General features: G+C 71.9%; 13 protein-coding genes. 4 read left to right on the top strand and 9 right to left on the bottom strand.

What is annotated here, in order from left to right:
* Positions 1–431 precede the first annotated feature (431 nt).
* From WMF22_RS07195 to WMF22_RS07175, 5 genes are all read right to left on the bottom strand, one after another.
* Positions 432–1,328 (bottom strand): STAS domain-containing protein, encoded by an 897-nt coding sequence (locus tag WMF22_RS07195; RefSeq protein WP_437298376.1) that lies wholly within the window; start codon positions 1,326–1,328, stop codon positions 432–434.
* A gap of 122 nt (positions 1,329–1,450) precedes the next feature.
* Complete coding sequence (locus tag WMF22_RS07190) at positions 1,451–2,479, bottom strand: hypothetical protein (protein WP_437298375.1); 1,029 nt, start codon at positions 2,477–2,479, stop codon at positions 1,451–1,453.
* A 368-nt stretch (positions 2,480–2,847) separates the two neighbouring features.
* On the bottom strand, positions 2,848–3,807 hold the full coding sequence (locus WMF22_RS07185; RefSeq protein WP_438035278.1) for a phosphotransferase: 960 nt from the start codon (positions 3,805–3,807) through the stop codon (positions 2,848–2,850).
* The gene (locus WMF22_RS07180; RefSeq protein ID WP_437298373.1) at positions 3,804–4,346 is read right to left on the bottom strand and encodes a hypothetical protein; all 543 of its coding nucleotides are present in this window, start codon (positions 4,344–4,346) and stop codon (positions 3,804–3,806) included. Before WMF22_RS07180 ends, WMF22_RS07185 begins: the two co-directional genes overlap by 4 nt.
* A gap of 282 nt (positions 4,347–4,628) precedes the next feature.
* Positions 4,629–6,134, bottom strand: a complete 1,506-nt coding sequence (locus WMF22_RS07175; RefSeq protein ID WP_438035277.1) for an FAD-dependent monooxygenase — start codon at positions 6,132–6,134, stop codon at positions 4,629–4,631.
* A 105-nt stretch (positions 6,135–6,239) separates the two neighbouring features.
* Here WMF22_RS07175 and WMF22_RS07170 point away from each other — a divergent pair, with 105 nt between their 5' ends.
* Positions 6,240–6,944: a TetR/AcrR family transcriptional regulator C-terminal domain-containing protein gene (locus WMF22_RS07170; protein ID WP_437298371.1), complete on the top strand. Its 705-nt coding sequence runs from the start codon at positions 6,240–6,242 to the stop codon at positions 6,942–6,944.
* 146 nt (positions 6,945–7,090) lie between these two features.
* On the opposite strand, the gene WMF22_RS07165 is transcribed toward WMF22_RS07170, so the two are convergent.
* Entirely contained in the window at positions 7,091–7,405 is a 315-nt protein-coding gene (locus WMF22_RS07165; protein WP_437298370.1) for a hypothetical protein, read from the bottom strand.
* Positions 7,406–7,416: 11 nt separating this feature from the next.
* Complete coding sequence (locus WMF22_RS07160; RefSeq protein WP_437298369.1) at positions 7,417–7,752, bottom strand: hypothetical protein; 336 nt, start codon at positions 7,750–7,752, stop codon at positions 7,417–7,419.
* A 39-nt stretch (positions 7,753–7,791) separates the two neighbouring features.
* Here WMF22_RS07160 and WMF22_RS07155 point away from each other — a divergent pair, with 39 nt between their 5' ends.
* Positions 7,792–8,628: a cyclase family protein gene (locus WMF22_RS07155; protein WP_437298368.1), complete on the top strand. Its 837-nt coding sequence runs from the start codon at positions 7,792–7,794 to the stop codon at positions 8,626–8,628.
* Positions 8,629–8,656: 28 nt separating this feature from the next.
* On the opposite strand, the gene WMF22_RS07150 is transcribed toward WMF22_RS07155, so the two are convergent.
* Together WMF22_RS07150 and WMF22_RS07145 are read right to left on the bottom strand one after the other, a co-directional pair.
* Positions 8,657–9,046 (bottom strand): tautomerase family protein, encoded by a 390-nt coding sequence (locus WMF22_RS07150; protein ID WP_438035276.1) that lies wholly within the window; start codon positions 9,044–9,046, stop codon positions 8,657–8,659.
* 32 nt (positions 9,047–9,078) lie between these two features.
* Positions 9,079–11,010, bottom strand: a complete 1,932-nt coding sequence (locus WMF22_RS07145; RefSeq protein WP_437298366.1) for a D-glucuronyl C5-epimerase family protein — start codon at positions 11,008–11,010, stop codon at positions 9,079–9,081.
* A gap of 170 nt (positions 11,011–11,180) precedes the next feature.
* On the opposite strand from WMF22_RS07145, the gene WMF22_RS07140 reads away from it, so the two are divergent.
* Positions 11,181–12,347, top strand: coding sequence for an RtcB family protein (locus tag WMF22_RS07140; protein ID WP_437298365.1), 1,167 nt, complete (start codon positions 11,181–11,183; stop codon positions 12,345–12,347).
* Positions 12,348–12,494: 147 nt separating this feature from the next.
* Positions 12,495–14,285 (top strand): Rieske 2Fe-2S domain-containing protein, encoded by a 1,791-nt coding sequence (locus WMF22_RS07135; protein WP_438035275.1) that lies wholly within the window; start codon positions 12,495–12,497, stop codon positions 14,283–14,285.
* Positions 14,286–14,321 lie beyond the last annotated feature (36 nt).

Genomic DNA, 14,321 nt, shown 5'->3' with positions numbered 1-14,321 from the left:
AGATCGACTATCGCCCTGACGCATTGCACTGTGCGGACCAATCCTTCACCGTGGCCAGCAGGGCAGGTCGGGCGGAAGCACCAATCGATGCGCTCGGCCTTGTGACCGCGCCCGCACGCTCCAGCGCGCCGTCCCGGGGGAGAGTTCAGAGAGGGCGCGAACGCCCCGACGCCTCCCGGCAACGAAGGAAACTCAGCCGCACGCGGCGCACGCCGCGCACTCTGTCAGGAAAGCAGCTCGACGCTCGTTGCGCCGCTGCAGGTTGCGTTCTGCACTCTGCGTTCTGCGTTCTGCGTTCTGCATGCGGCGTACCAGGCTTACGTCCGCTTCAAAAGACACGGATCCGTTATACCGGACAAGCCCTTGCTGCTGGAGCAGCAGGCGCGTGCTGCGGGGGTGCTGCTCCAGCAGCAGCCCCCGGGCAAGCTGCGTCAAGGCTGGGACGTCGACGCGGGCGAAAGGCTCATCCCGGTCGCGAACGAGATCGCGCTCTGCAGGTCGCGACGGGTCACGACGCCGGCGAGATCGATGTCGAGGCTGACGATGGCCTGGGACACCTCCGGCCGGATGCCCGTCAGGACGACCTGCGCCCCGATCAGCCGGACCGCCCGCGCCACCTGCAGGAGGGCGCTCGCCGAGGCCGCGTCGATGTGCGGGACGCCGGTGACGTCGATGATCGCCACCCGCGCCTGCCGCTCGACCACCTTGCTCAGCAGGTTCTCCATCATCTGCTGCGCCCGCGCCGCGTCCAGCACGCCCACGAGCGGCAGCACGAGGACGCCCTGGCTGATGGGCACGATGGGCGTCGACAGCTCCAGGAGCGTCTTGGCCTGCAACCGGAGCGTATCCTCGAGCCGCTTCCGGTCGGTGATCACCTCGGTGAACAGCATGATCCCGCCGATCTCGCCGGTCGACTTGTACCAGGGAAAGATCTTCCAGCGCACCCAGTCGACGCTCCCGTCGGCCCGCGGGAAGGGCTCTTCATCATTCGATTCCGAGGCCCCTGCGATGCAGCGCCGGTGGATCGCCCTCCAGTGCTCGGGGATCTCGGGGAAGAGATCGTAATGACATCGGCCGATGATGTCCCGCTCCTTCATGCCGAAATCTTCCCGCCAGCGGTGACTGACCAGGATGTAGCGCATGTCCTTGTCGAACATGGCCACAGCAGCCGGGCTGTAGGTGACAAAGACGCGCGCATGCTCCTCGCTCTGGCGCAGCTCCGCCTGGAGGCGATCCCGCGCCTCCTCGGCCTCCTCCAGCTCCCGGATGCGCTGCTTCAGCTGCTGGTTCTCCGCAACGACAGCCATGTAATCCGTGTCACCGTTCATCCGCACCTCGGTTCCGTCCTGGCTTGTATATCAAAGAAGCGCGGGGCATGGCGCTCGGGCGCAACGCGTGCGCTACCGAGGAGCGGGTCAATGTCGCAGCCTGCGCCTCGGCCCGGCCATCGCTAGCGGTAGGGCCCGCCCCCGGGGCCACGCAGGAGGTTGCGCTCGATCCGTGCGCGCACCTCGTCGAGCGTGTCGATGGCCCACACCATCGTATCCGGCGCGATCGAGGGGGCGATCGGTCCCACGGTCACGCCGCGATCGTCGATGGTAACGGGGCCAGCGCGCTCGTCGAGGGCGAGGAGGGCCACACGGGCGCCGGGGTCGAGCAGCGCGGGGGTTCGGTCGGTCTGCCGCGGATCCACACGCACGAGGAAGCGGCGATCGAACGCCTCGTCGTCAACGACGATGTCCTGCCCGCCCAGCATCGTGCCGAGGCGGTCGAAGAGTCGTTCGCGCCGGACGGCGAGGCCAAGGCCGAGCTCGGTCTCGAAGCTCGCGCGCGCGGTGATCCGGTGGCGGTCGCGCGCCGCGCGCGCCGAGCCGATCTCGATCGGCCCCCCCTCGATCCGGCCCGTGACCGAGAGCGGAACGCTCGCGAAGGCGAGGCCGCGCGCCGCGGCGAGCGCGCGGAGCGCCTCGGCGTGTCCAGCGAGCGACGCGGCGGCGCGGAGGCCGACGCGCGCATCGTCGAGGAGCTCGACGGTCTGCGCGGCGCTGTGGACGGCGCGCACGATCCACGCCTCATCGGTGGAGCCGTACGGCTCGGAGAGCGTGCAACCGCCGTCGTGGACGCGGAGCTCGTAGGACGCGCGGTGCAGGGCGACGAGGTGCTCGCGGAGCGCCACGGTGAAGAGATCCCCTGTCCGGGAAGGGTCATCCGCTGCGATCGAGAACTCGCTGTCGAGGTCGTCGCTGCCGGTCACGACCGCGTTCACGAAGCCCAGGGTCGTCTGCCGGCGGCCCATCTCGAGGCCCAGATCGAGGGATGGCCGGAGCCAGCCATGGACGCGGACGTACGGATGCTCTTGTATGTCGCTGAGCTCCACGGAGACGCGGCGCCCCCCGACGAGGCCCTCCGCGTCGCGGCCCCGCGCGGCGATGCCGAGCGTCGCGGCCGCGGCCTGGACTTGCTGCTCCCAGCTCCTCATGCACCCACGCTATCCGCGCGATGCACCTGGCGCAATCATCGCAATCCCACGCACCGCCGCCCAATGGACCTTGCCTCGCGGAAGCCCCGGTCTTCATGAACGGAGAAGCGTCATTGTTCCTTCGACGCCAGAGCGCCTTCCTGTGGCGCGCACCTCGAGCTCAGCCTGCTCGAGCGCTTCACCCGAGAAAAGGCAAGGAGTCCCCACAAGGGGCCTCCGCGCCTTCCTGAATGTACTGCTGGCGTGCTGCCAGCCGCCGGGTCGCGGCCCGACGGGCAGCGTCACCCTGGCCGCGGAGCGCGCTGGGCAGCATCGAGGTGGGTCGCGATCCTTGTCGGGGGTTCGCGGCCCATGCCTTCAGCGTGACGTCATGGCCAGCCGCGCAGGACGTCGAGCGCCCGGGCTTCCTGTCGCATCTCGCGCAGGAAGGCGGCGGCGACGACGCCGGGGTGCGTTCGCTCCGGCGCGGCGCCGAACGCGGCGAGGACCTCCGCGAGCGGGCGGGACGCGTCGTCTTCAGGAGGCGGCCCGCCGAGGCGCGCTGCCACGAAGAAGAAGCTCGCGGCGTAGAAGGCGAGGGCGATGGCGCGCGCAAGGCCCGCCCGCGCGCGCTCGCCGTCGCTCGCTGGCCTCCCGAGGTACGCCTCGAGCAGCGCCTCGCGCTGCTCCGGCCGCGGGCACGCAAAGACACCGAGCTGCGCGAGATCGATGAACGGATCTCCCGCGCCCGCGTGGGTCCAGTCGACGAAGTACACGCGCTCGGCCGCCACGAGCACGTTGTTCGGGTTGAGGTCGCGATGACACGCGGCGGCGTGCGCGTGCGGCGCGCTCACACGCTCGAGCTCGACGACCGTGCGCACGAGCTCGGCTGGCAGGCCCGCGCCTCCGAGCGCGGCGCACTGCGCGTCGAGGGAGCGCAGGAAGTCCATGCGCGACGGGCTGCGCGGGAACGGCGGACCGTCGTGGAGCCGCCGCAACGCCGCCGCGACCCGCTCGATCTGCGCCGGATCGCGCGTCGGGCGGAGCTGTGTCCCCGCGATGCGGTCCATGATCGTCACGCCCGTCCGCGCGTCCGCGTGGTGCAGGCGCGGCGCGACGCCGCGCTCGGACGCGATGCGCATGCACGCGCTCTCGCGCGCGGCGCGCTCCGGATCGCTCGGATCGACCGCGAAGCGCTTCGCGACGTACGGCGCGCCGTCGACGACGAACGCGATCAGCGCGGCGCCGGAGAACCCGCCGGAGAGCGAGGTCACGTCCTGGACCGGGCGCCCCGGGAACGTTGCCTCGAGCGCGGCGGTGAGGTCCGGGTGCAGCTCCGGGGCGCTCATGCCCACCCCCGCATCGAGGCGAGCCGCTTTGCGTAGAGGCGGCTCCGCGCGGCGAGATCGGCGGGCCGTGCCCAGTCCCACCCGATCGCCTGCCAGTCCGGGTCGTCGGGATCGAGCCCGAGCGACGCGACGAACGCGCGATCGGCGACGAAGAAGTGGTGTCTGTACGCGAGGAGATAGCCGCGCGGCGCCTCTGGCAGCGCCTCGACGTGGGCGCGCGCCTCCTCGTAGGTCGCGAACCAGTGGTGCAGCACGCCGCCATCCCGGCCGTAGAGCAGCGTCCCGAGCTCGGGCGCGCCGGGCTCTCCCGCGAGGGCGAGGCGCGCGCGCTCCCAGCTCGAGAAGCCGCACTCGCGCGCGACCACCGCGAGGCAGTGCTTTCTGCGGATGCCGGCCACGGCCGCGGCGAGCGCGTCCTCGTCGGCGCGCCCGAGCTCGGGCAGCGCGCGCAGGCGCGAGAGCGCCCTGGCGTCGTTCGACGCGAGCTGCTTGTGCAAGAGCTCGGCGCGGGTCTTCAGCTCGCGAACGGGATCCATCATGGACGTCTCCTCTCGAATCGGCCGCTACCCGCTCCCTCGGCCCGAGGATGTCGACGTGGTCATGACGGTGCGAGGTGGCTCGCGGTCGTCGCGTCGCAGGGTGAAAGGCTTCTTTCCGGCGGGGAGGGCGCCCCTGCGCACCCTGACCAGGCGCTAGCGCTTCGCGTCGGGGCGCGCCAGGCCGAACCCAGGAGCGTGCGGGCGCTGATCGCGCGAACCGGCGCCGGCGCTCCACCTTCTCCACCTCTTCCGAGCCGAAGGTGTGAGTGGACCCTCGCGGCCTCACGCGGGCCCGCACCAGGACGCGAGCGCGCTCCTCAGATCGGCGAGGCGCGTCGCCCGCCGGGCAGCGTCGCTCGCCCACGCGACGTGCCCGTCCGGCCTCACAAGGACCGCATCGACGGCGGCGAGATCGCTCTGCGGCGCGGCCGTCGCGCGGACGACGTCGACGCGATCGCCCCACGCCGCGCCTGCCTCCCGGAGATCGACCGCGCCGGCGAGGTCGAGCAGGACGAACCGGGCCGTGTGGAGCAGCTCGTACAGCCGCGAAGCGCCGGAGTCCGTCACGAGCGCGCGATCGGGCGCCCGCCTGCCGACCCAGGGGTGCGCCTCCGCTGCCCCGCCGGCCGGATACGCGACGTCGAGCGCGCTGATCATCCCGGAGATCCGCCGATTGACGGGATCCATGGCGAGCAGCTCGCTCATCATCTGGCGGAGCGCCAGCCCCGCTTCCGAGAAGTCGCCGAGCTTGGTCTGGATCTCCGTGTTGCGCCCCAGGGCCACGCCCACGGGGTGGCGCTCGGCATGATAGCTGTCCAGGAGGTGGGGCGGCGCCCAGCCGTTCACCTCGGCTGCCAGCTTCCATCCGAGGTTCATCGCGTCTTGCAGACCGACGTTGAGCCCTTGACCGCCGGCGGGAAAGTGGATGTGCGCCGCGTCGCCCGCGAGGAGGACCCGCCCGCGCCGGTACCGCTCGGCGGCCCGCGTCGCATTGCCAAAGCGCGACAGCCACCGTGGATTGCGCATCCGGAAGTCCCTTCCGACGATCCGCGCGACGCCGCTCTGCAGCTCCTCGAGCGTGACCGGCTCGGACGTGCTCACGTGCGCCCGTTGCGGATCGAACACGACGAAGCGATAGACGCCCTCGTGATCGCCGGGTGGAAGCGGGGCCGCCAGCACGGAGCCGCGCGAGCACGTGTGCCTGAACGGCCTGGCCGGGGGCTCGTCGAGCTCCACGTCGCCCAGGATGGCCGTCACCGTCGTCTCCGTGCCCGGAAACCCCACGCCGATCGAGCGTCGTACGACGCTCCTCGCCCCGTCGCACCCCACCACGTAACGCGCGCGCTCCTCGGCCTGCCCCGCGGGGCCTTCGACCCGCAGCGCGACCTCGCCTTCCCTCTCCGCGACCTCGACGACCGAGCGACCGCGCTGGATGTCGACGCCCAGCTCGCGGGCCCGCTCCTCCAGGAGCGCCTCTGTCTGCGCCTGGGCCAGCCACAGCGTGTACGGGTGCCGCGTGTCGAGGCGCGAGAAATCGAGCGGCGTGTCGAGCCACGCGAAATGCCCTGCCGGCATCGGCACGCCCCGGCGCTGGAAGCGGTCCACGATCCCGCGCTGATCGAGGATCTCCAGGGTCCTCGGGTGCACCGTGAGCGCGCGCGATTGCTCGGTGCGCGTCCGCCGCTGCTCCAGCACACGGACCCGGACCTTCGCGAGCGCGAGCTCCGAGGCCAGCAACATCCCTACAGGGCCACCGCCAACCACAACAACATCATTTTGCACCGACATTGAAACCTCCACACCCCAAACTCTAACAACGTTAGAGTAAATTGAACGGTGTTAGAGTCAAGGCCGTGCTTCGACTTCCGGGCGCGAACGAGGGAAGGGCCAGCGATGCGGCTACGACGTGAGCAGGTCGTCGCGACGGCGCTGCGCCTCTTGAACGACGTCGGGCTCGACGCGCTGACGATGCGCCGGCTCGGGCAGGAGCTGGATGTCCAGGCGGCGACGCTCTACTGGCACATCAAGAACAAGGAGGAGCTGCTCGACGCGATGGCGGAGGCCATGCTGGCGGGCTGCGCGGAGAGCGTGCCGGCAGCGCTCTCGGGGATGGAGCTCGCGGCGGACATGGCCGAGCGGCTCCGCAGGGCGCTCCTCGCGCACCGCGATGGGGCGCGGGTGTTCGCGGGGACCTACGTCGCGCAGGACAACACGCTGCGGGTCTCGGAGGTGCTGCTCGGCGCCTTGAGCGACGCCGGTCTCTCCCCGCGCGCCGCGGCGTGGGGGTGCTGGTCGATCGTGTACTACGTGATCGGCTTCACCCTCGAGGAGCAGGCCCTCGTGATCCGCCCGGGAGCAGACCCTGGCAAGGCGGATCCAGCGCTCTTCCGCGAGGCGGTGGAGCGAGGAGCTTACCCGCACCTCGCGGCGGCGCTCCCGCACCTCCTGAGCACCGACACGGACGCGCGGTTCCGGTATGGACTGGCGCTGATCCTCAAGGGGCTTGAAGCGGAGCTCGAAGGGGCGCCGCGACCGAGGGAGCCCAGGAGCCCGCCGCACGCCGGAGCCAAGAAGCGGGCGCCCCGCCGGAGCGGCTGACCGCCGCCCGCGCGGATGACCGGGCCGCTCGGGTCGACGGTCGCTCCCGATCCGGGCCACGCCGCTGCGGCTGCTGTGCGGCGGCTGCGCCTACCTGGGTCGAATCGCTGCGATCACGCGCGCGGAGAGCCGTCCTCCCGCGGAGCTCACGACGTGCGGAGCGGCTCCGCGAGCCAGCGCACCAGCGCGTCGGCCTCCAGATCGAGCAAGGCATCCTCGACCTCGCCCGGACCGATGGCGCGGGCTCGCTCGATGATCGAGCGCTCTTCCTCGGCCGTCGGTCGCCGCCCGAGCCGCCGGGCGAAGAGCCGGCCGAGCAGCTCCGCGATCGCCTGCTGCTTGCCTCGCTCCTCGCCGCGTCGCTCCCCGCGCTCCTCGCCGCGTCGCTCGGCCTCGATGATCATTTCCCCGATGATCGGCGTGCGCCGGAGCAGCCCCTCTTCCTTGTCCTCCACCATCATGACGAGCTCCTTCAGCAGATCGTCGGCAGTCGCCGCCTGCGGCCCGACAGGACCACGGCGACGCTCTCGATTGGCGGCACCGCCTCCCTGTGGGCATCGAGGCGGAGCGCGGCGAAGAGGAATCCGAGGTACTCGAAGACGCGATCCGGAACGTCGTCGCGGAGCGCGAAGCAGAACTCGACGTGCAGCACGCGCGGCTCGCCGTCGATCCGCAAACGAATGGCCTTGTCCAGGCGACGCTCGATGTTCGTGACCTGGCTGTCGACCCAGCCGAGTCCTGCCCGCGTTGCTCTCCCGCGCGCGACCTCAGGATCGATGCCCCGGCGCGAGGCCGGTGACAGAATCATCTCCGGCGGCCGGTCGCATGGCCGGCCAGGAGGGGCTCGATGCGAACGTTGATCACGACGATACTCGTGCTCGCCGCGCTCTCGGCGGGCTGCGCGGCGGAGCAGGCGGGAGCGCGGGGCAACACGCCTGGAGGAGCTGGCGCGAGCGACATCCGCCTGCCCGAGGGCGCGCGGCTCGTCGACCTGACCTATCCCTTCGACGACAAGACCATCTACTGGCCCACGGCGACGACGGGATTCACCCACGGCACGGTGCACCACGGCAAGACCGAGGGCGGCTACTTCTACTCGGCGTACACGCTCTGCGCGCCCGAGCATGGCGGCACGCACCTCGACGCGCCCATTCACTTCGCCGAGGGCAAATCGACCGCGGACGCCGTGCCCCTGTCCCGCCTCGTGGGCTCCGCGGTGGTGGTCGACGTGTCGGCCGCCGCGGCCAGGGACAGCGACTACCTCGTGACCCCGGCGGACATCGAGGCGTTCGAGCGGGCGCACGGCGCCATCGAGCCGCGCACCATCGTGATGATCCGGACGGGCTGGGGCGCGCGCTGGCCTGACAGGAAGCGTTACCTCGGCGACGATCGACCTGGCCACGCCGAGGCGCTGCATTTTCCGGGGATCGGCGAGGACGCCGCGCGGGCGCTCATCGAGCGGAACGTGGGGGCGGTGGGCATCGACACGGCGAGCATCGATCACGGCCCATCGAGGACCTTCATGGCGCATCGGGCGCTGCTCGGGGCGGATATCCCGGCGTTCGAGAACGTCGCCTCGATGGAGTCGCTCCCCCCGCGAGGCGCGCTCGTCATCGCGCTCCCGATGAAGATCCGCGCCGGCTCCGGCGGGCCGCTGCGCATCGTGGCCGTGCTGCCGCGCTGACCGCCGGAGCCGCGCCGGCGCCCGGACGCTAGAGATTGACCTTGTAGTTCAGCTTGACCTCGTCGCCGTGCATCCCGCGAAACCCCCAGTCGTGGGCGGGCGACTCCGAGATACAGATCTCGATGTCCTGGTGGTCGATCCCGACCTCGTCCCGGATCTTGTCGAACAGGAGCCGCACGAGCTTCTTCTTCGTCTCCACGCTGCGCCCGGTCATCATCGAGATCTCGATGATCGTGTAGGCGTCGGTGCGCCCGCCCGGCGCCAGCATGTCCTCGCGCTCCATCGGGAAGAAGCGATGCGCCCGCTTGTCCTGCGGCATCTGCAGCGCCTCCATGACGCAGGCGTGGATCACCCTCGACAGGGCCTCCTTCACCGGATTGAGCTTCTCCTTGATTCCGTAGATCTTCACCTGAGCCATGGGGAGTTCTCCTGGAACAACGTCAATGCGTTTCAGTCGTCCGCGTCCTCGCCCTTCGGCCCGGGCTGCCCCGCGGCGGCCTCCTCGCCCTCGTCCTCGGGGAGCCCCGCGTCCGCCGCGCCCGGCGCCTCCGCCGCGAGCGCCATCCGCTCGGCGAGGGGCCGCTCGGGCAGCGTGAGCAGCGGGCCGTCGCCGAGCTCGTCGATCATGTTGAGGTACGCATTCATCGCGTGGCACACCGAGTCGGTGCGCACATAACGGTCCCTGACGCTCCAGAACACCCCGCCGGCGGCCGCCTGCGGGTTCTTCACCACGAACGAGCTGTCCGGACCGTACGTGTACTGCAAGAGCAACCGGATCGCGGCGACCACCGCGTCCTTGTACCGATCGCAGCCCTCCATGCCCTTCTTCCGGCAATGGTGGTACACCTCCGACATCACCTCGGCGAGCCAGCCGCTCCCGCTGCTCGACAGCGAGCGCTGCCAGCGTCCGTAGCGGTAGGCGTCCTCGGGCCTGCGCCACTGCCGCTTCACGAGGTCGTCGGCGCAGCGGAAGACGGTCTGCTCGACGCGCTGGTCGCCGCCGGCCTTCGCGAAGTCGAGCAGCGACTGGACCGCCCACGAGCTCGAGATCGGGTTGGGCTTCCTGTAATCGTCGCCGAGGAAACACCCCTTCTCCGCGATCCTGGCGAGCAGGTGGTCCGCGGTCCGGGCCGCGGCGTCGAGGTACTTCTTGTTGTTCGTGGCCCGGTAGGTGCGCGACAGGGCCGAGAGGACCTGCCCCGTGTAGAGCGTCGAGTCCTTGCCCTGGACCTTCCACGCCCCGCCCTCCTGCCCGGTCAGGGCCGATCGCACGCTGCCGTCCGGCCGCTGCATCGAGATCAGCCACTCGGCCGCGAGCACGGCGGACTCGAGGTACCTCTTGTCCTTCGTGACGCCGTGGAGCTCGAGGAGCGTGAAGATCGACTTCGACGCCGTGCCGACGACCAGCCGGCGCTCGGGCCGCTCGCGCTCCAGGTCGAACGCATAGAAGAAGCCGCCGGCCGTGCGATCGCGCGCCTCGCGGCTCTGCATGCCCATCATGAAGCCGGCGGCCTCCGTCGCCAGCCGCAGCAGGCGCTCGTCGGGCTTGTGGGCGTGCAGCTTCAGCAGCGTCAGCGCCGTGGACGCGGTGTAGATCGTGTGCAGCTCGCGCTCGAACCGGTCCGCGGGGGCGTGGTAGTACTTGTGAACCCCCTTGTGCCGCGGATCGATGACGCGCAGGAGATAGCCTTTGCCATCCTCGATGCGCCGCGCGAGGAGCGGCTTGTCGAGGACGCGCACCGGCACGAGCCCCTCGACGAGCTCGACGCCCTTCCCCGGGCGCTCGACGCTCTCCACCATCGACGCGTGATGATCCGGGAGCTCCACGACCAGCCGCGCGCCCGCGAGCGCGCTCGTCATCGCCGCCGCGCCGCCCGCCGCGGCCACGGCCCTGCGCGCGGCGTCCTTCAGCGCGACGCAGAGCCCCGCGTCCGACGCCTCCCCGCGGGCGATCTGCCTCCCCTCCTGAAAGCCCATCACGACAGCGCGGAAGGGGCGTTTGGACGAGAGGGCGAGATCGCACGTCACCCTGTCGCCGCCCGCCATCACCTGGCGGACGAAGGCGATGGCGCGATCGCGGAAGGCGCCATTGTCGAGCTCGGCGCCCGCGCCCCCGCCCTCCGGGGCCTGGATCGCTGGATCGGGCACCCGGGGTAGGTTCGCCGCGATCTGGGCCGCGAAGCGGTCGTCGCCGGCGGGCAGGACGCGTCGTCGACGTGCCGCACCTTCCGCGGCGCTGGCCGTCGCGGAAGCCGCCGCGGCGGGCTTCCCGGCCGCAGGGTCCTCGCTCGGCTTGCAGCCATCACAACCGCTCGTGGCCCCACACGACAGAGCGGCGAAGGCCGCCAGGGTTGCGATGGAGAGCGCGCGAGCAGACGGCATGAACAAGGACCCCGGAAGCAGCGATTTCGACGCGTATCAAGAACCCAGAGGCCCCGCAAGGCCGAACGGGGTAGCCGCGCCCCTCGCGATCGCTCGCACGCGCGCCTCGCGATTCGCCCGCATGCGCCCCTCGCTGTTCGCCTGCGTGCGCCGCGCGCTACTCTGCCCGCATGGGACCCGCGCAGATCAAGGGCAAGAACGTGGACATCAAGCTGTGGACCCGGCCGGACGAGGTCGAGGAGATCGCGCTGGAGCAGCTGCGGAACATCAGCGCCCTGCCCTGGGTGTTCCACCACGTCGCCGCCATGCCCGACGTCCACTTCGGCAAGGGCGCGACCGTCGGCTCGGTCATCGCGATGCGGGACGCTGTCGCGCCGGCCGCCGTCGGCGTCGACATCGGCTGCGGGATGGGCGCGCTCCGCACGAACCTCACCGCGGCCGATCTGCCCGACGACCTCCGGCGGATCCGCGGCGACCTCGAGCGCGCGATCCCCGTCGGGTTCGCGGCCCACGACGCCCCGCCGGCGGGGTTCGAGCGCCTCGCGCTCTGGGACGAGTTCGCGGGCCTGAGCCCGAAGGTCCAGGGGCTGTTCACGCGGGCGCGCTGTCAGCTCGGCACGCTGGGGGGCGGCAACCACTTCATCGAGCTCTGCCTCGACACGGACGACGGCGTGTGGCTGATGCTCCACTCCGGCTCTCGCAACATCGGCAAGGAGCTCGCCGAGATCCACATCGCCACGGCGAAGAAGCTCGCCCACAACCGCGACCTGCCCGATCGCGATCTCGCGGTGTTCCTCGCCGGCACCCCGGAGATGAAGGCCTACCGGCACGACCTCTTCTGGGCGCAGCGGTACGCGCGGACGAACCGCGAGGCCATGTTCCACCTCGCCGAGGGCGTGCTGCGCCGGCACTTCCCCGAGCTCGCGATCCAGGAAGCCATCACCTGCCATCACAACTACGTGGCAGAAGAGTGTCATTTCGGCGAAGACGTGCTGGTGACGCGCAAGGGCGCGATCCGGGCGGGCAAGGGCGAGCTCGGCATCATCCCCGGCTCGATGGGCACGCGCTCGTACATCGTGCGCGGCCTCGGCAACCCCGAGGCGTTCGAGAGCGCCTCGCATGGCGCGGGGCGCAAGATGAGCCGCGGCGAGGCGAAGCGGCGCTTCACGGTCGACGACCTGGCCGCGCAGACGGCCGGGGTCGAGTGCCGCAAGGATGGCGGTGTCCTCGACGAGATCCCCTCCGCCTACAAGCCGATCGAGCGCGTCATGGAAGACCAGCGCGATCTCGTGGAGGTCGTCGCCGAGCTGCGGCAGGTCCTCTGCGTGAAGGGGTGAGCGAGCGGCGCGGTCCCGGACAGGGAACTTTTCGCGGCGGCCCCGTGTTCGCGGCCCCTCCCCGCCCCGCTCTCGGCTACGATGCGCGTCGCTCTCACGACGCGCGCCGCGTACCCGCCGCGGCGCGCGCCGCCGCGCGGAGAAGCCATGAAATCGGACTGGATCGATCTGGGCCCCCTCTCCGAATTTCCGGCGGAGGTGCCCGTGCTGCGCAAGGACGACGCGGGGCGGCGCTTCGCCTGCGTCCTCCGGGGCGGCGAGGTCCACGCGCTCGACGATCGCTGCCCGCACCAGGGTTACCCGCTCTCGCAGGGCGCGCTGCGCGGCGGCGTGCTGACCTGCGCGTGGCACAACTGGAAGTTCGAGCTCGCCTCGGGCGCCTGCACGTTCGGCGGCGAGCCCGTGCGGCGCTACGCCACCCGCATCGACGGCGGGCGCGTGCAGCTCAACCGGGCCGTCGACACAGCGGCCGAGGTGCGGCGCCTCGTCGCCGGCCTGCGCGAGGCGATCCTGCGCGACGAGCCGGCGCGCGCCCTGCGCGAGGGCCTCCGGCTGGGCGCGCTCGGGCTCCACCGGGGGGAGACCGGCCTCGGCAGCCTGCACCTCGCGTTCGAGGTGCTCGCCAGGGACGGGGCCGAGCGCGCCGAGTACGGCTTCGACCACGGCCTCGCCCTGCTCGCGGATCTCTGCGCCTGGGTCGAGCGCGGCAGGATCCCCGCCGAGGAGGCGTTCGTTGTCGCCGCCCACGCGATCGGCGAGGCGTCGGCCCGGCTGGGCCCCCGCGGCAAGGGCCCCGGCAGGGTGGGGGCCCGCTCGCCCCTCGCGCGCATCGCCGACTTCGAGCTCGACGAGCCGGCGAAGGTGAGCGAGGCGCTCGCGGCGGAGCGCCGCGACGAGGCCGAGGCGCGGATGCGCGAGCTCGTCGAGATCCGCGGCACGGCCGGCGCGCGCCGCGCGCTCATGCCCTTCGTCTCGCAGCACCTGTACGACTACGGGCACGGCGCCATCTTCCTCGCGAAGGCGCTCGAGCTGGCCGAGCGGTTCTCGTCCGCCGCCGACGAGGTCCTCGCCGCCTCGACGGTGCAGCTCGCCTGGGCGACCGCCGACACAAGCCTGCCCCCCTTCGCCGCCACGCGCGCCGCGCTCGCGCGCCTCGCCGATCTGCCCCTGCCCGGCCCCGACAGCGCCGCGGCGGCCACGCGCCCGGACGCCGCGCCGCTCGAGGGCGCGGAGCGCGCCGCCTTCGAGGCCGAGGTGCTCGCGGGAGAGCAGCCGGCGGTCGAGGCGACCGTGCGCTGGCTCGCGCGCGGCGCCGGGCCGCTCGCGCTGCTCGGCGCGATCGGCCACGCCGCCGCCGTCCGCCTCGCGCGCTTCGACTCGGCCTGGGAAGCGCGCCTCGACGCCGAGGTCGGGGTGCTCGACGTCACCCACGCCGTCACCTTCGCGGAGGCGGCGGCGGCGCTCGGGCGCGAGGCCCTCCCGCGCGAGGCCGCGCAGCTCGCGGTGCTCGCGGCCGGCTTCGTCGGCAAGCTCCGCAAGGCGGACGCCGCCGCGCCGCGCGCGTCCGCTGCGACGACGGCTACGACTACCCGCGCGCGAGGCGGCGGGCTGCTCCAGGCGGTGGAGGCGCGCGACGTCGGCGCGGCGCTCGCGATCGCGCGGGAGCTCGACGCCGCGGGTCGCCGGCGCGCGTTCGCCGAGCTCGCCCCCTTCGCCGCGTTCGACGCCGCGGTGAGGCCCATCTTCACGGCGCACGCCGTGAAGACGCTCGAGGCGCTGGAGCGGCTCGAGTCGTCCGATCCTCGGCCCGACGGCGCGTACCTCGCGGCGCTGCTCACCCACGTCGTCCCCGTCCGGCCGGAGCTCTCCGCGCGCCGGATCGCGGCCGTGGCCAAGAAGTTCATGTCCGATGGGCGACCACCCGATGGCCTGTATTGAGCCGGCCGCCCGCCCGGTGGCCCGCCCGGTGACCCG

It is taken from the genome of Sorangium sp. So ce204, assembly GCF_051526795.1.
Classification (GTDB): domain Bacteria; phylum Myxococcota_A; class Polyangia; order Polyangiales; family Polyangiaceae; genus Sorangium; species Sorangium cellulosum_B.
Note: the sequence above shows the minus strand (reverse complement) of the source record. Positions and strands in the feature narration are given on the sequence as shown.